Annotated in this window: 21 protein-coding genes and 1 rRNA gene; 16 read left to right on the top strand and 6 right to left on the bottom strand. The window is 29.5% G+C overall.

What is annotated here, in order from left to right; translation table 4 throughout:
- A 5S ribosomal RNA gene (gene rrf / locus VBN07_RS02505) occupies positions 1-106 on the top strand.
- A gap of 56 nt (positions 107-162) precedes the next feature.
- On the opposite strand, the gene VBN07_RS02500 is transcribed toward rrf, so the two are convergent.
- Positions 163-708 (bottom strand): hypothetical protein, encoded by a 546-nt coding sequence (locus VBN07_RS02500; protein WP_323177705.1) that lies wholly within the window; start codon positions 706-708, stop codon positions 163-165.
- An 89-nt stretch (positions 709-797) separates the two neighbouring features.
- Here VBN07_RS02500 and VBN07_RS02495 point away from each other — a divergent pair, with 89 nt between their 5' ends.
- From VBN07_RS02495 to VBN07_RS02475, 5 genes are all read left to right on the top strand, one after another.
- Positions 798-2,951, top strand: coding sequence for a HinT-interacting membrane complex protein P80 (locus VBN07_RS02495; protein ID WP_323177704.1), 2,154 nt, complete (start codon positions 798-800; stop codon positions 2,949-2,951).
- The gene (locus VBN07_RS02490; RefSeq protein ID WP_323177703.1) at positions 2,951-4,180 is read left to right on the top strand and encodes a HinT-interacting membrane complex lipoprotein P60; all 1,230 of its coding nucleotides are present in this window, start codon (positions 2,951-2,953) and stop codon (positions 4,178-4,180) included. The genes VBN07_RS02495 and VBN07_RS02490 overlap by 1 nt, the downstream gene beginning before the upstream one ends.
- Positions 4,180-4,512 (top strand): histidine triad protein HinT, encoded by a 333-nt coding sequence (gene hinT / locus VBN07_RS02485; protein ID WP_323177702.1) that lies wholly within the window; start codon positions 4,180-4,182, stop codon positions 4,510-4,512. The genes VBN07_RS02490 and hinT overlap by 1 nt, the downstream gene beginning before the upstream one ends.
- Positions 4,513-4,516: 4 nt before the next feature.
- On the top strand, positions 4,517-5,344 hold the full coding sequence (locus VBN07_RS02480) for an HAD family hydrolase (protein WP_323177701.1): 828 nt from the start codon (positions 4,517-4,519) through the stop codon (positions 5,342-5,344).
- A gap of 120 nt (positions 5,345-5,464) precedes the next feature.
- Entirely contained in the window at positions 5,465-6,217 is a 753-nt protein-coding gene (locus VBN07_RS02475; protein ID WP_323177700.1) for a PQ-loop domain-containing transporter, read from the top strand.
- 74 nt (positions 6,218-6,291) lie between these two features.
- Here VBN07_RS02475 and VBN07_RS02470 read toward each other — a convergent pair whose 3' ends face one another.
- The 4 genes from VBN07_RS02470 to def are packed head-to-tail and all read right to left on the bottom strand — an operon-like array spanning position 6,292 to position 9,720.
- Entirely contained in the window at positions 6,292-6,879 is a 588-nt protein-coding gene (locus VBN07_RS02470) for a DJ-1/PfpI family protein (protein ID WP_323177699.1), read from the bottom strand.
- On the bottom strand, positions 6,879-7,811 hold the full coding sequence (locus VBN07_RS02465) for an MSC_0882 family membrane protein (protein ID WP_323177698.1): 933 nt from the start codon (positions 7,809-7,811) through the stop codon (positions 6,879-6,881). The genes VBN07_RS02470 and VBN07_RS02465 overlap by 1 nt, the downstream gene beginning before the upstream one ends.
- A gap of 2 nt (positions 7,812-7,813) precedes the next feature.
- Positions 7,814-9,130 (bottom strand): hypothetical protein, encoded by a 1,317-nt coding sequence (locus VBN07_RS02460; protein ID WP_323177697.1) that lies wholly within the window; start codon positions 9,128-9,130, stop codon positions 7,814-7,816.
- A 32-nt stretch (positions 9,131-9,162) separates the two neighbouring features.
- Positions 9,163-9,720 carry a peptide deformylase gene (gene def / locus VBN07_RS02455; RefSeq protein ID WP_323177696.1) on the bottom strand — a complete coding sequence of 186 codons (558 nt, stop codon included), beginning with the start codon at positions 9,718-9,720 and terminating at the stop codon, positions 9,163-9,165.
- Between the two features lie 82 nt (positions 9,721-9,802).
- Between def and plsY the strand changes: the two genes are divergently transcribed.
- On the top strand, positions 9,803-10,552 hold the full coding sequence (plsY, locus tag VBN07_RS02450; protein WP_323177695.1) for a glycerol-3-phosphate 1-O-acyltransferase PlsY: 750 nt from the start codon (positions 9,803-9,805) through the stop codon (positions 10,550-10,552).
- A gap of 41 nt (positions 10,553-10,593) precedes the next feature.
- Here plsY and eno read toward each other — a convergent pair whose 3' ends face one another.
- Positions 10,594-11,955 carry a phosphopyruvate hydratase gene (gene eno / locus VBN07_RS02445; RefSeq protein WP_323177694.1) on the bottom strand — a complete coding sequence of 454 codons (1,362 nt, stop codon included), beginning with the start codon at positions 11,953-11,955 and terminating at the stop codon, positions 10,594-10,596.
- A gap of 392 nt (positions 11,956-12,347) precedes the next feature.
- On the opposite strand from eno, the gene rpsL reads away from it, so the two are divergent.
- The 9 genes from rpsL (at position 12,348) to rpmB (ending at position 20,220) form a co-directional block, all read left to right on the top strand.
- A complete protein-coding gene (rpsL, locus tag VBN07_RS02440; RefSeq protein WP_257089175.1) occupies positions 12,348-12,764 on the top strand; it encodes a 30S ribosomal protein S12 in 417 nt (138 codons plus the stop codon).
- A gap of 50 nt (positions 12,765-12,814) precedes the next feature.
- Positions 12,815-13,285 carry a 30S ribosomal protein S7 gene (gene rpsG, locus VBN07_RS02435; protein ID WP_257089177.1) on the top strand — a complete coding sequence of 157 codons (471 nt, stop codon included), beginning with the start codon at positions 12,815-12,817 and terminating at the stop codon, positions 13,283-13,285.
- Positions 13,286-13,299: 14 nt separating this feature from the next.
- Positions 13,300-15,390: an elongation factor G gene (gene fusA / locus VBN07_RS02430; protein WP_257089179.1), complete on the top strand. Its 2,091-nt coding sequence runs from the start codon at positions 13,300-13,302 to the stop codon at positions 15,388-15,390.
- A 138-nt stretch (positions 15,391-15,528) separates the two neighbouring features.
- A complete protein-coding gene (locus VBN07_RS02425; protein WP_323177693.1) occupies positions 15,529-16,086 on the top strand; it encodes a tRNA (cytidine(34)-2'-O)-methyltransferase in 558 nt (185 codons plus the stop codon).
- Complete coding sequence (locus tag VBN07_RS02420; protein WP_323177692.1) at positions 16,067-16,792, top strand: RNA methyltransferase; 726 nt, start codon at positions 16,067-16,069, stop codon at positions 16,790-16,792. The genes VBN07_RS02425 and VBN07_RS02420 overlap by 20 nt, the downstream gene beginning before the upstream one ends.
- A gap of 2 nt (positions 16,793-16,794) precedes the next feature.
- Positions 16,795-17,055 (top strand): hypothetical protein, encoded by a 261-nt coding sequence (locus tag VBN07_RS02415; RefSeq protein ID WP_323177691.1) that lies wholly within the window; start codon positions 16,795-16,797, stop codon positions 17,053-17,055.
- 7 nt (positions 17,056-17,062) lie between these two features.
- On the top strand, positions 17,063-17,920 hold the full coding sequence (gene ylqF / locus VBN07_RS02410) for a ribosome biogenesis GTPase YlqF (protein ID WP_323177690.1): 858 nt from the start codon (positions 17,063-17,065) through the stop codon (positions 17,918-17,920).
- Positions 17,921-17,960: 40 nt separating this feature from the next.
- Positions 17,961-19,895 carry a DNA topoisomerase IV subunit B gene (locus tag VBN07_RS02405; protein ID WP_323177689.1) on the top strand — a complete coding sequence of 645 codons (1,935 nt, stop codon included), beginning with the start codon at positions 17,961-17,963 and terminating at the stop codon, positions 19,893-19,895.
- Positions 19,896-20,028: 133 nt separating this feature from the next.
- Positions 20,029-20,220 (top strand): 50S ribosomal protein L28, encoded by a 192-nt coding sequence (gene rpmB, locus VBN07_RS02400; RefSeq protein ID WP_257089198.1) that lies wholly within the window; start codon positions 20,029-20,031, stop codon positions 20,218-20,220.
- Positions 20,221-20,414: the final 194 nt, after the last annotated feature.

Genomic DNA, 20,414 nt, shown 5'->3' with positions numbered 1-20,414 from the left:
TGCAGTGGTTATAGCAAAGGGGATCACCTGAATCCATTCCGAACTCAGTAGTTAAGCCCTTTAATGCCGAAGATAGCTTTACAGTGAAAATAGGGAGCCGCTGCTTTTTTTATATCTTTTTATAAAAATAATAATTTAAAACCACCTTTTCAGGTGGTGTTTTTAATCTAAATCAACATTTTCTATATGAAAATAAGGAAGTTTTAAATCATCAAATTCAATTACATCATAGTAGTTCGGGTTAAGATTTTTAACTCTAGAAATAACTAGTTTAGCTTCCTTATCTCTAGAAATTAAAAACCTTGTATTTGGGTTTTGTGAAAACAAAACTTCAATTAATTCATGACAATATTGATTTTGTTTGTTATTTTCTTTTTCGACAATTTTCTTAGCTAAATTAATCTTTTTAGCATTATTATCAGTTGATTGAATCAGCAAATTAAGGATAATATCAGTGTTATTTAAAGAAAAAATAGGCAGAAATTTCTCGTTTTTATTCATTTTATTAGAGATGTTAATTAACTCAGGGAACTTGTTTTTTAATTTCAAAAATGCATAAACATCAATCACAATTTGAATTGGTTTAGTTAACTCTTTTTTCTCTTTAATTTGACTTAAAGTGCTAGAGAATAGGGAGAAAATGAATTTTTCTTCCTTGCTAATTTTGAGCAATTCCTCAAAAACATTTTTAATTTCTGCTTGTTTCATAGTGAAATTATAATAAATTAAATTTGATATAATTAAAACAATATTTATTATTACATAATAAATAAATTTTATAAAACTAAGAGGTATTAATGGCTAAAAGACAAAAATCATTCTTTGAACGTTTAGTTGAGTTAAATGATAGACATGATGAGAAGAAACATAAAACTTCAACTAACAAATCAAAAAGATCTAAAACCTTAATCGGTATTTTTTCTGCTTTAACAGTTGGAGTTATTGCATCTATTACAATTCCTTTAACAATTACAACTACAAAGGTCAACTACATTCAACCAGTTGATGGAGAAAAATCTGCTTTTGTTGTTAATGATGCAAAAGGTAATGAACTTAACTCATTAACAGTTGGTAAATTAACAGATTTAGTAAAATCACAAAGTCAAGAAGTTTCAGAAGAAATCAAAAATGCATACAGAGAAGCAATTTTCTATATGTATGAACAAGAAGTTGAAGCATCAATTCAATATCAAAACATTTACAATAGTTCATTACAAAAAGATGAAGAAGTTAACAATTCAATCGAACTTAAATCATTAGATGAAATCAAAAGACAAATTAAAGCTAAATTTGAAGATTTAAAAGTTAACTTCAAAAAAGTTTATGGTTTCCAAAATTGAGAAAAACAATTTTTTGAAGAACTTAAAAAAGATGAATACGGAAATTCAGCTAATGAAACAGATGCAACAAATTTCTTATTATTCAAACAAGTTGAAGAAATTGCTACACGTAGATATCAATTAGAATACAAAGTTGTTGATAGAACATTTGTAAATAGAACTGCTACAAAAGATATTTATAAACTTGATAAAAACGGAAACAAAGTTAAAGGTGAAAACAGTGAACCGATTAAATTATTCAGTAAAGGTGACAAAGTTTTCCCATATTTAGAAGAAAACGTTAATTACTTTGCACCATCAGCAGATTCAACAAAAGTTACTTTATTAACAACAAAATCATTCATTACAGAATTCAAATCACCAGCAAACTTCATTTCTGAATACTTCAACAAAAATAACATCATCATTCCTACAGTTTACAAATTAGCAGGAACCATTTCTAAAAATGATGTAGTTTATCCATGAAAAATTTCATCTGACGATGACAAAGTGAAATTATTTAACTTATTAAAATGAAATGTAACTCCAACAGCTGATTCATTTATTGCAGAATCAAACGTTGCATCATTAACAAAATTTAATAAAGCAGAAGAATATGCATTCCAAAAAGAAAATGAAACTAAAGAAGAATTTGTAAGTAGAGTTCAAAAATATAAAAACTTCTTATCATCAATCACAAATTCTGATGTTGAAAAATTAGCAACACCAGGTTTAACATCAAACATCAACTTATTTACTAAAGATTTAGATCTTGCATTAGGTGTAAATGCAACTTCAATTTTTGCTAACGAACAAAATAACTTACCTGAATTCTCATTAAAAGAATTAATTGACGCAATCAAAGGTGCTTTAAACATTCCAGAGAAACCTGATTTAACATCAGCTACAAACTTTGATGAAGCAGCAAAAATTGTTAAAGATTACGATGTTCAAATCGATAAGAAGTTAGAAGACTTAAAATTTGAGGCTTCAAGATTTAACACAATTAACAAAGTTATTGCTGACTATATTTTTTCAAAAGTGCAAGATGCACAAACAACAAATAATCCATTAATTCCTTACGTGTTCAAATTATCAGATATGAAAGATGCATTTATGATAATTACAGATAGTAATGTGCAAATTGTAAGATATTCACAAATTACAGAATTAGATAAATTCAAACAATTTATTGCTGAGGATGCTAAAAACTTAACTTTAGGAAATGTTTCATACTTCAACACACCTGCACAAATTTCAAATAACTTATCAAGTTCACAAATTCTTTCATTAGCTTTAAGTGATGAAAAATTTGTTGCAGAACTTAAAACAAAAACAAATACAATTACAGGAGCAAACTATACAGATTCTGATGTAACAAGCTTGCAAGCAAAAGCTACTAGTGTAAAAAGTGGAGAAGACACAAGCAAATTAATTTCAGTATTAACATCAGTAAGTGAGTTCATTCAAAAACAATTAAACTATGGAAACAGTTACAACTTTATAGTTGATAAAGGTCTTACAAAAATAGTTTACAACCATAACGATAATGTATATAGCGATAAAAAAGCTATTGAAGTTATTAATGACTTAGTTTATTCAATCTTCGAAAAAAATGAAGGGGGCAAATAATGAAAAATATATTTAAAAAATCTTTATATTTAGCACCAGTTGCTTTCACACCATTAGTTGCGCTTTCATGTGGAGTTGATAAAAACACAGAAGAAAAAAACAAACAAAACATTTTATTTGATAAACCTGCAGTTTCAACTATTGCAGAAAACTTATGATTGAAATCGGTTTTACAAGACCAATACAAAGTTGAAAAAGATACAAACTTACTTTCAAATAAAAAATTCTTTAATGAAGCTCTAATTGCTTACAAAGGATTTTTAGCTACAGAATCACAAAAGAATAACTTATATTTAGCTACTCAATTAAACAAGTGAAAATCAAACGGAATTTTCAATGAAACTGAATTAGCTGCATTGAACGCTTTATATAGAGATGTTTACAACATTAACTTAACAAATGAACAGTTTCAAATCTTATACAACAATGAAAATACAAATGTAGCTTTCACAGTTAATAAACTTCTTTTAGTTAAAAACTACTTCTTTATTTCAGATGTTGTTGCATTAGAAAAAATCGATCCAAGTTCATTCAATTTATATGGTAAAAAATACGATAACAAGCAATTTAACTTAATTAAATATGTTATCTCAAATAAAACAGTTCAATTATGAAGTTACACAAATGACAATGTAAATGAAATGTATACAGATGCTAATAAAGTTATTAAACACGTTTTAGATTACAATAACTTATTAAAGAATTCTAAAGAAGCTCAAAACATTGCAACAGCAGATTTAATTTTCAATAATGTTCCTGCTAAAGCTGAATTTGAAGCTACAATGGGTGGATACCAAGGTATTAAATCTAACCCTTACAAATCAGACTATACTGTTGATGAATTATTAAAAGTAACATCACCTGAAAATTTAGTTGGTTTCTATAACTTAACAAATGGTAAATTAGTTTCAGTTGATGAAAATGGACAATTAGCTGAAGCAATTCCTGTTTCAAAAGATGGTAAAAAAGTTGAAGTAGCTTACTTCGCTAAAATTGTTCCAGTTGCTAAAAAAATTACAGTTGATGCAGCTGAAAACGGAACAAAAGAAGAAAAAACAGTTTTATCATTCGACCAAACAATTTACAAAGATTCATTAGATAAATTAGCTATCTTCATTTCAATCAGTGATGAAAACTTATACAAAAATGCAAAAGCAGCTTACATTGCAATGGGTTACAAAATTTCATCTATTGATGAACTTAAAGATAAAACAGCAGGTCTTGAATAATGAATGATTCAATCTTTACAAAAATAATTAAAAGAGAAATTCCTTCAAACATCATCTATGAAGATAATGTTGTTATTGCGATTTTAGATGCATTTCCACAACAAGAAGGGCATTTCTTAGTTATTCCTAAAGAGCAGAAATCTAATATTTTAGAACACGATGAAGCAACTTTCTTACACGCTATGAAAGTTGCTAGAACGTTAGCTAAACAGAGAGTCATAGATAACAACATCCCAGGTTTTAAAATATTAATCAACACAGGTAAAGAAGCAGGACAAGTTGTGTTCCACACACATATTCACGTCATTCCGTACAAAGAACAAGGAGATTAAAATTATGCAGCAAACAAAAATATTTGCATTCGATTTAGATGGTACATTATTTACAAAAAGTGAAACAATTCACCCTTCAACAAAAGAAGTTTTACTTCAAGAGCAAACTAAAGGAAATAAAATTGTTATTGCAACAGGTCGTGGTTTAGTTAAGATGCTTGCATTAAATCACGATACATTCAAATTTGTTGATTATTTAGTGTGTTCAAATGGTGCATTAGTTCACAATATGAAAACTAATACAACATACACATTAGGTGAATTATCAAAAGAAATGTTAGATACAGTTCACGCACATGCACTTAAATATGATTTAGTTCTTTCGGTTGATGGAAATAACTATAATGGTTCAATTTTACCTAATGGAACTTATCCAAAATGAATGTCACCACAGCAAGTTAAAAATATGAACATTTTTAATGAAGCTACAATTGAAGAAGTAAAAGAAGCAATCAGTAATCCTGAAACAAAAATAACTCAAATGGCCATGAGAAACCAAGCATACAATGCTAAAGATGCTACAGAAAACATTATGAATAGTTTAAGAGATTTTGATTGTGAAGTTTACTTAACAAACTCAGTTTACACAGATATTAACCCTAAAAATATTTCTAAGTGAGCTGGAATTATGAAAATTGTTGAATTAGAACAATTAAAAGATTATCAAGTTGTAGCATTTGGTGATAGTGGAAATGATGTTCATATGCTTTCTGAAGCACACGTGGGTGTAGCTATGGGAAACGCAACAATTGAAGCAAAATCAGCTGCTAACTTTGTTATTGGCGACAATGACACAAACACAATTGGACAATTCATTTCAGAAAACTTTTAACACCTATACATAGGCACAAAAGTACATTTTGTGCTTTTTTATTTTAATTTACTTAAAATAAAAAATAATATAAAATATACATCATATTAAAGGAAACAATTTATATTTGAAAGGAATACTATGTCAACTGCATTTGAAATTATTAAATGAATTTGTGCAATTACTGTTATCTCATTAAGTATTCCTCAATTATTGAAAATTCTTAAAGACAAAAAGACAGGACCTGTTAACTTTGTGTCATTCTGAATTTTCCATATTGGGATTTTACTTTGAGTAATTTGAGGTGCAACAGATGCGAATAATGAAAAATTCATAACTGTTATGGTCGCAGATGGAGTAGGTATACTTGTAAACGGAATTATGACAGGTTTACTTTACTACTACAAAAAAGAATTTACTAAGAAACAAAAATTACAAGGTTATCTTGCTGTTTTAGCTACATGAATTATCGCTGGAATATTTACTGTATTTTACATTATTGATTACGGTAGAAATGGTAGTGAAAAAGCTCCATATATAATTGGAAAATTACCTTCTGAAATTTCAACTGTTATGGGATTCATCTTCCCGGCATTTACTACATTTGCTTTCTTACCTCAGTTAATAACATCGTTCAAAACAAAACAATGACAAGGTGTTTCATACTGAATGTATGTTTTATATGTTGTAAACAACATTATTTGAATAGTTTACTGAATCTTATTAATTCTTATTAATATTAGCGCAACTCCTAAGCAATCAATCACATCAGCTGTCGGTGGATTAGTATGACAATCAATTTCATTAACACTATTCTCAATCCAATTAGGATTTACATTACACGATAAATTTACAACACAAAAAACAACAGTAAGACATTCACACCGTGCTTAATAATTGAATGAACAACCAATTTTGGTTGTTTTTTTAACAAAAAACCTACACAAATATTGTGTAGGTAATTTTGATTATATTTGTGCAAGCTTTCCAAAAGTCATATTTGAACGTACAGTATCAGAGAAGTCTTCACCATAAAAGTATTCTAATATAGCGAAGCCAAAATCTAATGAAGCAGTTGCATTTGAAGCTGTAATAAGGTTGTTGTCTATATTAGTGAATGGAGATTTTTTTCAACTGTCAGAGTTAATAATTTTTCCATCTTTTCAAAATGGTTTACTTCATTCAGAAAAGAATGAAACGTATTTTTGATCTTTGATTATATTAAATTCAGCTAAAACGTTTGGTGCATCACAGATAGCTGCAAGAGGTTTGTTGAGGTCATTAAAGAATTTGTTAATTAATTCTAATGACTGCTGATTTTTCCTAAGTGTTTGACAACCTCTACCACCAGGTACGAACATTAAATCAAATTCATTTAAATTAACTGAATTAACAATGTTTGTTATTTTAACAATATTAAATTGTCCTGAAGCTTCTTTTAAGTTTGGAGAATAATAAGTAATTGATTCTAGTTTGCCTGAAGCAACTAAAACAGATAAAGTTGTATTTAGTTCTATGTCATTAAATTTATCTTCAATTATTACAAGAAGTTTCATTATTTTTTACCTCTTTTAATCACACCTTTTCAAATTAAGTATAAGAATACTGTTAAAGGTAATAATACAACTAAGATGAAAACAATAATGTAAGCTTTAATTCAAGCTTTATTCTCTAATCTTCTATCTGTATTTGTTTTAGCAACAACTTCTTCAGGGTTGTTTAAGATTGCTAATTTAATTTCAGCTTGTCTTTTTCTATCGTAAATTCTAAGAACGGTAAATACAATTGCAGAAGCTGCTATTGTAGTTCCTAAAATAATGAGCATATTTTTAGTGCTCCCAAAAGCATTATCTAAAATGTCAGTTCATTCAACTTTTGAGTTAATGTAAATTCATGAACCTTCTTGCCCCGTATTTACTTCTCAAGGAGATGTAAAGTAAAGTAAGCAAACAACAGCAATGAACAATCCAGTATATGTTAAGAAGAAAGCATAAATTCAACTTAAACGAAGCATTTTGAGTGTAATTGCTCTATATGCTTCAGCAATAAGAACACCATTCATTTGTGTTCCGTTAATGTAACTGTTTTTAGTTATTTCTTCAGTTTTAATTCATGACTTACGTCTTGTTAAAGCTTTAATTCATAAACTTAATGAAATTAAGAACATAATGCTTATTCCAATGTATCAAGCAATACCTTGTGTATGAGGTGGTTGTGAATTAAATGTATTAACGAAATAATTAATAATTGCAGCAACTATACAAAGACAGAAAATAGAAAATCATATCAAGAAAGAAAGTAATGCTAGTTTTTTCTCTCTTTTAAATAATTTAAGAATATTTTCAGGAACTATGCTTTTTGGATTTACATTAGTAACTTCGTTTGTGGTAACATTTTGAACTTGTGTTTGATTTGCATAAACACCAGTTGAACCAGAAGAGTTTTGAACTGAAACTGGATTTTGATTTTGTTGTTCTTGATTATTCATAATTACTCACTTGCTCCAGTTGACATATTTGCACCTGGTTGTGGATTCTCTGTATTTGGTTGGTTATTTGTTTTGGCTAAGGTTTCAGTTGTTTCTTGTTTATTAAGATCTCTTAAAACAGAATTTTTAAGGTTTCCTAAAATTCCTGAAGCTAAAACTGCTGTGTTTGTTTTTTCAGAGATTGTTGGGTTAATTTTTAAAATCGCATCAACAATTTTTGATAAGTTTTGCTCTTGTGAACTATCTGATTTAGCTGCTGCTAACCCTAGCATTCCGAAGACATTTTTGACTTCTTCCGGAATTAATGTAATTGAATTTTGTTGTAATTCTTCATTGATTTTATCAACAACAAATTTTGTAAAGTCTGCTTTATTTTGTTCGCTTGAGTTCAATGTTGAACCAGGATTTGATGCAATAAATTGAGCTTCATATTTTGTAATGTAAGCTTCAAGTTCTCTATTGTTTTCGATTTCATTTTTAGATTTTTCATCTAATAATGTAGGAATGTTTTTGGCAACTATATCAACAAATTTTTCATTTTCTAACATAGCTGCAATAGTGTTTGAGTTTTTAAGTAATTTTTCAATATCATCTTTAGATAATGAACTTGGATCCTTGATAAATTTAATTGCTAAATCATGTAATTCTGAGTCAACAAATAATTGAACCATTGAGTAAATTCCTGAAGCCAAGTTTGTTACAGATGAACCTTGACCACCAGTCATAATTTTCACACCAAGTTCTGTAGCTTTATTTGCTTTATTCGAGTTGGGTGCCATTGTTGAAATTACGTTAGCAAGTAATAATGAACCAGGTAAGGTAAGAATTACGTTTGTAATTCCTCATAACCCACCGAAACCTGCTCTAGATAATCTGCTTCTTTTCTTATTTTTCTCTTTTCTTTTCTTTATTGTTGCTAAATGAATGATTCCGATTATGAATCATAAAAATCCTCTAACGCCTCAGTAAACTCCTAAAGAAATGAATGTTATTGCAAATGTAAGAATTTCATATGCAGATTGAAATTTTTGATCTTCTTGTGCTTTTTTCTCAAATGCAGCTTTAAGAGCTACTGATAAAATAACAGAAACAATAATTGTGATTACTATTGAAACTGTTTTGAAAATAGTTCATTTTCATCTTAAGAATCAACCTGTTACAAATGAAAATAAAACAAGTGTAACAATTAAAATAGGCATTCAAATAGTTGGGTCTGAAATTTTAGACGACATCAAATTCGCGAAGAAGTCATATAACTTATCCATTGCGTTCGATGACTCACTACTTGATGATGCTTGAGTTTCAAAAAATGTAAGCATATTTTCCTTTCTATATTTTTTAGTTAGTTAAATTACAAGAATTTAGCTTTAGGTAGTTTCTTTCAAGGGTTTTTCTTAGCAATTCTATCGATAAATAACATTCCGTTTAAGTGGTCTAATTCGTGTTGAAATACTATTGCTAAATATCCGTCGACTGTTAAGTTTTGGAATTCTCTAGCAAAATAGCTGTAAGCTCTAACTGTTATTTTTTCAGATCTATAAACATATCCTTCTTGGTCTGGTCAATCTTCAGAAACACTTAAGCAACCCTCACCTTCAGAAAGTGCAATTTTCTTATCGCTTTTAGCAATAATAACAGGGTTAAATAAAACATCTTTATAAATTGTGTTACCTAATTCATCTTGTATAAAAACATAAAAGACATTTTTAAGAACACCATATTGAACTGCTGCTACACCAACTCCAGCTCTAAATTCAGAACCTTCTTTTTGCGAATCATCAATGTGATAAATCATTTTCTCAGCTAATTCAATATCCTCATCTGTTAATGGAAGAGGCACATCTTGTGATTTTTTTCTAAGTACTTTTTCTGGTAATTGTACGATTTCTACTTTAAATTTTTTATTCATAATATTAATTATAATATATTAAATTAATTATAATTTAATATAAATTAGCTAACGAAGTATATTTAATTAATTAGGAGAGACAATGACAGCGATTCAACTTAGCAATTCAATTTTGTTTAATATTTCATTATTCGTTTTTGGATACATTGTAGGATCCTTAAACACTTCAATTATATGAGGGAAAATTGTTAAAAAAGATGTTAGAGAGCTTCATTCAAAAAATGCAGGAGCAACTAATTCCTCTAGAGTACTAGGAAAAAAAGCAGGACTATGCATTTTATTAATAGATATTTTTAAAACAATTTTAATGGTTTCAATTGCATATGGATTGTGCAAGGGTATCAATAAAAATAGTTTAAATATGAGCTTATATGTGTTTCCGATTTTATGTGGTTTAGGCGTTGTTGTTGGGCATTGTTTCCCTATTTTCTTCCAATTTAAAGGAGGAAAAGGAGTTGCTACATCAATTGGTTTATTAATTTCTATCAACATTGCACTTTTACCAATTGCTGCAGTTATATTCTTTGCAGTATTATTCTGAAAAAAATATGTTTCATTAGCAAGTATTGTGTCAGCTATTTTAATGACACCTGTAATTATGTTTGGTCACTGATTTTTAAGTTCAGATCTTTCTTGAGCAACTAATATGAAATGACTTGCTGACTATAATCAGCATACAAGCGCATCACTTTACAATTATCAAATAGCTAGTGGAATTTTCTTTATAGCAGCAGTGCTACTAATAGTTATAATGCACAGAGATAATTTAGTTAGAATTTTGAAGAATCAGGAAAGAAAGTTATCTTTTTTAGATAGAAGTAACAAAAAATAGAGAGATTTTAAAGTCTCTCTATTTTTTTTTAAATTAAATCATTATTTTTCAATGTTGTAGAATGCTTCTCTACCTTTGAATGAAGATACTGAACCTAATTCTTCTTCAATTGCTAATAATCTGTTGTATTTTGCAATTCTATCTGTTCTTGATAATGAACCTGTCTTAATTTGTCCTGTGTTCATAGCAACAGCAATATCAGCGATTGTTGTATCTTCTGTTTCACCTGAACGGTGTGATACAACTGCTGTCATATTTGCTTTTTGAGCCATTTGAATAGCTTCAAAAGTTTCTGTTAATGAACCGATTTGGTTAATTTTAATTAAGATTGAGTTCATTGATTTTTCTTCAATAGCACGTTTTAAAATTGCTGTGTTTGTAACTGTTAAATCATCTCCAACAATTTGTAATTTGTTTCCTAATTCTGCTGTGAATTTTTTGAATCCTTCTCAGTCACCTTCAGCAAACCCATCTTCGATTGAAATGATTGGGTACTTGTCAACTAAGTGTTTTAAGTAATCTAACATTTCATCTGATGTATATGTGAATTTAGTATCTGTTAAGTGTTCAAATCCAGGTAATTGTTTTTCAACAGCTGCTTTTAATTTTTTGAATGTGTATACACCATCTTCATATAATTCACTTGATGCACAGTCCATTGCAATAGCAACAGCATTTTCACCTGATTTAGCAGGAACATATCCAGCCGCTTTAATAGCTTCAACTAAGAAGTCTAAAGCTTCTTCGTGTGATTTGAAGTTTGGAGCAAATCCACCTTCATCACCAACTTGAACACCGTGTCCGTGTTTTTTAAGTAATTTAGCTAAGTTATGGAAAACAAAGTTAGCCATTTGTAAAGCTTCACGGAATGTTTTAGCTCCAACTGGCATAATCATAAATTCTTGGAAGTCAATTGTGTTTGAAGCATGTTCTCCACCATTGATAACGTTTAACATAGGAACTGGTAATTCGTGAGCGTTAAATCCACCTAAGTATTTGTAAAGTGGAATTTGTAATTCATTAGCAGCAGCTCTAGCAACAGCTAATGAAACTCCTAAGATAGCATTAGCACCGAATTTAGATTTGTTTTCTGTACCATCTAATTCAATCATTTTTCTATCAATTTCACGTTGTAATGTAACTTCCATACCTTCGATGTAAGGAGCAATATCTTTGTTAACATGATCAACTGCTAACATAACTCCTTTTCCACCAAATCAGTTACTTTCATATTCAGAACCTTTGTCCCTTAATTCAAGAGCTTCACGTGATCCTGTAGATGCACCTGAAGGAACTTTAGCAATACCGTATCCACCGAATTCTGTGAATACTTCAACTTCAACAGTTGGGTTACCACGTGAGTCTAGAATTTCACGTGCGTGAATTTTTTTAATTGCTGACATTTAGTCTCCTTTATTTAATTTTTAATGTACATTTAAATTAATTAACTTTTCTTTTAGAAAAGTAATGTAATTATAACATTTTTAAATTTATATACTTTGAGCAAGTTTATCTGCGATTAATTTCACATTTTTGTTTAATTTTGTGCGATTTTTAAACTCTGTTAAGCTTGGATATTTTCAAAAACAACTTTCAATATAAATACCAAAACATTTATGTGTAAGTGTTAAAAGTATTTTTTCAGGGATTAATAAAACTAAATAAAAAAATTAAAAAATATTGATACACACGGGTAAGTTGTTATATAATTGCTTTGCTAAATTATTATCAAAATAAATAGCTTAACAATATTAATCTTAAAATTTATCAAATCACAAACGAAAGGAAGCATAAAATGCCAACAACTAATCAATTAGTTACAAATGGTCGTAGCTCAAAAATTAAAAAACAAAACGCTCCTGCTTTAAGCGTTAGCTACAACTCATTAATTAAAAAAGCTAAAAAAATGGCTTCACCATTTAAACGTGGTGTATGTACTCGTGTTGCTACAATGACACCTAAAAAACCTAACTCTGCATTACGTAAATATGCTCGTGTTAAATTATCAAATGGAATGGAAGTTACAGCTTACATTCCAGGAGAAGGACACAACCTTCAAGAACACTCAGTTGTTTTAATCCGTGGAGGACGTGTTAAAGACTTACCTGGGGTTAGATACCACATCGTTCGTGGAACACAAGATGCTGCTGGGGTAGCAAAACGTAACCAAGGACGTAGTTTATACGGTGCTAAAAAACCTAAATCAGAATAATAATTTAAATTAATTTATACAAACAATAATTATTAATATAAGGAGGACATATGTCAAGAAAAAAAAGTGCCCCAATACGTGAAGTACTTGCAGATCCAGTTTTTAACTCTGTTATTGTTACAAAGTTAATTAACCAAATTATGTTAGATGGTAAAAAATCTATCGCTCAAGATATTTTATATTCAGCATTTAACATTATTAAAGAAAAAACTCAAAGAGAACCAATGGAAGTTTTCTTAGAAGCAGTAGAAAACATTACACCTCAATTAGAAATCAGAACAAGAAGAATCGGTGGAACAAACTACCAAGTTCCTACAGAAGTTTCTCCTCGTAGAAAACAAACATTAGCATTAAGATGGCTTGTTCAATACTCAAGATTAAGAAATGAAAAAACAATGGATGTTCGTTTAGCTAACGAAATCATTGATGCATCAAACAAAACAGGTGGAGCTATCAAAAAACGTGAAGATACACACAAAATGGCTGAAGCTAACCGTGCATTTGCACACTTCAGATGATAGTCTAAGGTTTATTTATGGCTAGAGAATATGAATTAAAAGATTACCGTAATATCGGTATTATGGCCCACATTGATGCTGGAAAAACAACAACTACAGAAAGAATTTTATTCCACACAGGTAAAATTCACAAAATTGGTGAAACACACGATGGTGCTTCACAAATGGACTGAATGGCACAAGAACAAGAACGTGGAATTACAATTACATCAGCTGCTACAACAGCTTTCTGAAAAGGAAAAAGAATTAACATTATCGATACACCAGGACACGTTGACTTCACAGTTGAGGTTGAACGTTCATTACGTGTATTAGATGGTGCTGTAGCAGTTCTTGATGCTCAATCAGGAGTTGAACCTCAAACAGAAACAGTTTGAAGACAAGCTACAAACTACAAAGTTCCTCGTATTGTTTACGTTAACAAAATGGATAAAGCTGGTGCTGACTTCGCAGCTTCAGTTGCTTCAGTTAAACAACGTTTAGGTGGAAATGCAGTTGCTATCCAATGACCTATCGGTGCTGAATCAGATTTCGAAGGTATTATTGACCTTGTTACATTAGAAGCAATTAAATACAACGGAGAACCACAAGAAGAAGAATTTCCAACAGAAATTCCTGCTCACTTAAAAGACATCGTTGCTGAAAAACGTCAAGAATTATTAGAAGCGGTTGCTAACTTTGATGAAGAATTAATGATGTTAGTTCTTGAAGGTGGAGATTTAAGTGTTGAAGAATTTAAAGCTGCAATTAGAAAAGCTACTTTAACATCAGAATTCTTCCCAGTAGTATGTGGAACATCATTCAAAAACAAAGGTGTTAAGAGAATGATTGACGCTGTTGTTGATTATTTACCATCACCACTTGATGTACCACCAATCCCTGCTTTTGATGGGGATAAAGAAATATTTGTTAATGCAACAGACGATGGAGACTTTTCTTCATTAGCTTTCAAAGTTATGACAGACCCTTACGTAGGTTCATTAACATTCTTCCGTGTATACCGTGGGGTTCTTGAAAAAGGAAGCTACGTATACAATACAACTAAAGAACAAAAAGAACGTATCGGACGTATTTTACAAATGCACGCTAACTCACGTGTAGAAATTGATGAATGTAGAGCTGGAGATATTGCTGCTGCTGTTGGTCTTAAATACACAACAACAGGAGATACATTAGTTGGAGAAAAATCACCAAAAATCGTTCTTGAAAAAATGGTATTCCCAGAACCAGTTATCTCACAAGCTTTAGAACCAGAATCAAAAGCTGCTACAGAAAAATTATCATTAGGATTACAAAAATTAGCTGCTGAGGACCCTACATTTAGAACATATACTGATGAAGAAACAGGTCAAACAATTATTGCCGGAATGGGTGAATTACACTTAGACATTATTGTTGATCGTTTAAAACGTGAATTTGGTGTTAAAGCTAAAGTTGGAGCACCTCAAGTTTCATACCGTGAAACAATTACAATTCCTGCTGAAGTTGAAGGAAAACACATCAAACAATCAGGAGGAAAAGGACAATATGGACACGTATGAATCAAATTCGAACCAAACCCAGATGGTGGATTTGAATTCGTGGACAAAATTGTTGGTGGAAAAATTCCTAAAGAATACATTAAATCAATTCAAAAAGGTCTTGAAGAAAAAATGGCAGCTGGTATTTTAGCTGGTTACCCAATGATCGACGTTAAAGCTACATTATTTGATGGATCATACCACGACGTTGACTCATCAGAAATGGCTTACAAAATCGCTGCTTCTAAAGCACTTACAAAAGCAAAAGATAAAATTGGTACAGTATTATTAGAACCAATTATGGATGTTTCAGTAGTTGTTCCATCAGATCACATCGGAGATGTTATCGGTGACTTATCAAGACGTAGAGGACTTGTTAACGACCAAGAGCAAAGAAATGATGGAGCTGTTATTGTTAGAGCAATGGTTCCTCTTTCAGAAATGTTCGGTTACTCAACAGAACTTAGATCTATGACAAGTGGACGTGGAACATACCAAATGCAATTTGATCACTACGAAAAAACTCCAAAATCAATTGCTGATGAAATTATTAAACGTAGAAACATTCAAGATAAAGATGAAGATTAATATTTAAATTTTCACTTTAAATAATTTAAAAAAGTAGGTATATCCTACTTTTTATTTTTTACTTATTTAACTTATACACTATTGCAAAAGTAAAATTAACTCAATAATCAAGGAGTTATTAATCAGGATCATAATACTATGTATAATAGTATTATGTTAAATATAGTTTTATATCAACCGGAAATCGCCCCAAATACAGGGAATATAATCAGAACTTGTTATGCACTAGGTGCAAAATTACACATTATCAAACCAACAAGTTTTGATCTTCATCCTAAATATCTTAAAAGAGCAGGGGCAGGAAGAATGCTCAGTGACATTCAACATGAAATTCATGACTCATATGAAGATTTTTACAATAAGTATAAAGATAAAAAAATCTTTTATGTAACTAGATATGGTTTAGAGACATATACAAATGTTAAATATAATGAAGTTCACCAACAAACTGGTGAAGTGTGATTAATGTTTGGTAGAGAATCTACAGGTATTGATAAAAGAATCTTAAAAGAAAATTTAGAAGATTGCATCAGAATACCGATGGTTTCAGCTATGCGTTCAATTAATCTTGCTAACTGTGTTGCTATTTTAGGTTTTGAAGTTATGAGACAACTTGATTTTAAAGATTTATCAAAATTTGAAGTTGAAAAAGGAAAACATTACTTAGAACAATATGATGAAAATAATAACCAGTAAACAAAATCAGTTTATCAAGGATGTTTATAAACTTTTAGATAAAAAATATAGAAGTAAAGAATCTAAGTTTTTAGTTGAAGGTTATCACTTAGTCAATGAAGCAAAAGAAAAGGGAATTTTGCTAGAAACAATCGAAGTAGTTGATAAAAATAAATTTGCTGATTCGATTTTAGTCACAGAGGACATCTTAAATTATTTATCAGACACATCTACACCACAAGGGATTATAGGTATTTGTAAATTTCCTGATGTCTCAAAATCAATTAGTAACAGAGTTTTATTTTTAAATAATTTGCAAGAACCTGGAAATGTAGGGACAATTTTTAGATTGGCAAGAGCCTTTGATTTTGATACTGTTATCATCCAAAACTTTGATTACTTTAATCCAAAAGTTATTCGTTCTTCACAAGGGGCGCTTTTTGATTTAAATTTAATCAAGACAAATAATATTGATATTTTAGTGGAACTTAAAAAACAAAACTATATTTTATATGCAACTATGTTAGACACAAATGCTAAGAAGTTAAATGAAATTGATTTTTCAAGAGAAGAAAAAATTGTCATTATTTTAGGAAACGAAGGTAATGGAATTGATAATCAAGTTGCTTCATTATCTGATGAAAAAGTTTACATTCCAATTTCATTTGAAAGTTTAAATGTAGCAACTGCTGCAGCAATTGTGTTGAACAAAGTTAGAAATGGGTAATTATGAATAAATTCGATAATTTAATTGAACAAATTAAAAACTATAACTTTCATTTATCTTTAGAAGGGTACAATAAAACAGAAGTTGAAAGTCATTTAAATGAATTGATTAGACAAATTAATGAAATTGTTAATGAAATAAATGAATCAACAGAAAGAACAGAATTATATAAAGCTCAATATAAAGAACTTTACAAAGAAAATAAAATTCTTACTGAAGAAGTTAATAAACTTAGATTAGAACTGGAAAAATTAAATAAATAGGATAAATATGGAATTAGAACACAAAGAACAAAAATATGAGAATTTAATTCAATGATTCCCCGGTCATATGGCTAAGGCTTTCAAGGAATTAAAAGAAAAAGCTTCATTAGCTGATATTTTTATAGTAGTTTTAGATGCAAGATGTCCAATTAGTTCATATAACGAAGACTTTGATAAAATTGCACCACAAAAAAAGAGATTGTTCATTATTACTAAATCAGATTTAATGGATCAATCCAAAAAAGCAAAAATTGAAAAAAGATTTGCAAACGAAACGTTATTATGATTAGATCTTAGAAAATCATCTTCAAAACAAGTTATTTTAAAAACAATTAAAAAACTTTCACAAGAAAGAATTAATAAAAACAGAGAAAAAGGGATGTTGATAACCAGAATGAAATCATTTGTTGTTGGCGTTCCAAACTGTGGAAAAAGCACACTTATTAATTTAGTTTCAGACAAAAAAACTTTAAAAGTCGCTAACTATCCAGGTGTAACCAGAGAAAATAAGTGAGTTGTCAATGGTGAATATTTATTTTTAGATACACCAGGTATTTTGCTTCCTAAATTTGAAGATCAAGAAGTTGCTGTTAAATTATTAATCACAGGTGCTATTAAATTAGATAATTTCTCACCAGAGGTTGCTTCAATGAAGTTTTATGGATTAATTTCAAAATATTATCCAGAAAAATTAGAACAATTAGGACTAAAACCATCTCAAGATGATATTGAAATTTACTCACAATTATTTAACTATGGTGAAAGATTTAAAATTTACAAAGAAAACCAAAGAATTGACACTGTAAAAACTTACCAACATTTTATAAATTGAGCTAAAAATTTAGAAGGAGTTACATACGATTAATTCGTATGTTTTTTATTTAATCTTTTATAATATTTAAACTATGAGTCAAAACAATACGTATAATGCAAGTAATATTCAACAATTAAAAGGGCTTGAAGCTGTTAGAAAAAGACCTGGTATGTACATTGGTGGAACCGATGTACATGGTTTACATCACTTAGTTTGAGAAATTGTAGATAACTCAATCGACGAGGCACTAGCTGGTTATGCAACTGAAATAATTGTTACATTAAGAAATGATGGGGGTATTTCAGTTCAAGACAATGGACGTGGTATTCCGGTTGATAAAATTAAAGGTTCAACAAAAACAGCTGTAGAAGCCGCTTTCACTGAATTGCATACAGGTGGAAAATTTGATGATAGTGCGTATAAAACATCAGGAGGTCTTCACGGTGTTGGAGCTAGTGTTGTTAATGCTTTATCAACAAAAGTTGTTGTCGAAGTTTCCAGAGATAAAAAGATCTATTTAACTGAATTTCAACAAGAAAAAATCCTTCAAAGAACTCACGAGGTAGGTGTATCTAAAAATACTGGAACAATAGTGACTTTCTGACCTGATTATCCACTTTTTAAAAGAGCTAAGTTAAGTTTTGACAAAATTTCAGAAAGACTTAAAGAAAGAGCTTTCTTAATTTCTAATTTAAAAATAATCTTAAGAGATCAAAATAATGATAAAACAGAAATTTATGAATATACTAAAGGTCTTGAATCATTCTTAAACTTTTTAAATGATTCAAAAGATTTAGTTTCAAAACCTATTTCATTTCAAGATGAAAAAAGAGGTATCTCTGTTGATTTTGCTTTTCAATGAACAACTCAATATGAAGATACAATTCTGAGTTTTGTTAACAATGTTAAAACAAGTGATGGTGGTTCACATGTGGTTGGACTAAAAACTGCATTTGTTAAATCAGTTAATAACTTTGTGTCAAAAGAAAATGTAGTCAAAGGTCAAAGAATTTATGAATGAGCAGACATTAAAGAAGGACTTAGTTGCGTTCTCTCTTTAAAAATTCCTGAAAGTATTCTTGAATTCGTAGGTCAAACTAAAGATAAATTAGGGACTCCAGACGCTAAGCCTGTTGTCGAAGAAATTGTCTTTAAATATTTGGATTCTTGATTAAGTGAACATAAAGAACAAGCTAAATTAATCATAGATAAAATTGAATCTTCATATGATTTAAGACAAAAACAAAAATCATTAAAAGATGAAAGTAGAAAAACAAAGCAAACAGGTAAAGAAAAATTAATTTTAAGCGACAAATTAAAACCTGCGACTGGTAAAAATAATGAACAAAATGAGTTATTTCTAGTCGAAGGTGACTCAGCCGGTGGTTCGGCAAAAAGTGGAAGAGATAGAAGATTTCAAGCTATCTTACCATTACGTGGAAAAGTCATTAACTCTGAAAAGAAAAAAATGGTTGAAGTTCTTGAAAATGAAGAAATCAACACAATTATTAATGCAATTGGAGCAGGATACGGTAGAGATTTTGATATTGAAAAATCGCAATATGGAAAAATAATCATTATGACCGATGCTGACACCGATGGTGCTCACATTCAACTTCTATTATTAACATTCTTTTATAGATTTATGAAACAAATGATTGAACAAGGAAAAATTTTCCTTGCACTTCCTCCATTATATAAAGTGACTCTTAAGAGTAGTAAAAAAATTCTTTATGCATGAGACGAAGATGATTTAAGTGATATGCTGGAAAATATAAAAGAATCATATGAACTCCAAAGATATAAAGGTCTTGGAGAAATGAATGCTGATCAATTGTGAGAAACAACTATGGATCCTAGAACAAGAACATTAGTTCAAGTAACAATTGAAGATGCTCTTATTGCAGAAAGAAGAGTTTCGGTTCTTATGGGAGAAAATGCTGAAAACAGAAGATATTGAATTGATCAAAATGTAAACTTTACACTTGAAGATAATTTCATTGAAAAATTAAACATATCTAATTAATCAAAATGATTTTTATAAAAAAACAATAAAATAAAGTTTTTTGATATAATATCAAAGAATTTTATTTTTACTCTTTTTATAAAGATTAAATAAAAGTTTATAAACATTTATTACTTATAGAAAGGAAGAAATTATGTCAAGAAGAGACGTTTTAACAGGTAGAGGACCTCAAACAGGTAACAAACGTTCACACGCATTAAATGCTACAAAAAGAAAATTTAATGTTAACTTACAAAAAGTTAGAGTTACAATAGACGGTCAAAAAATGACATTAAGAGTAAGTGCAAAAACATTAAAAACTCTTAAAAACAAAGGGTTAATTTAATCATTTCTCTAATACTTTTAAATTAAACATATATAATCAAAATAAATTACCTTGATCAAGTAATTTATTTTTTTATTTTTTTAAAAAAACTTTGAATAAAAAAATAATTAGTGTTATAATATTCTTGCTTTTGATAGCAAAGAAGTTCTTTGAAAACTAGATATATACAAGACATGACAAGTCAATTTTTTTCG

Origin of the sequence: Mycoplasma sp. 4404 (assembly GCF_034863325.1) — a bacterium.
Taxonomy (GTDB): Bacteria; Bacillota_I; Bacilli_A; order Mycoplasmatales; family Metamycoplasmataceae; genus Mycoplasmopsis.
The sequence above is the reverse complement of the archived record's forward strand: the minus strand, read 5'-3'. Positions and strand labels throughout refer to the sequence as shown.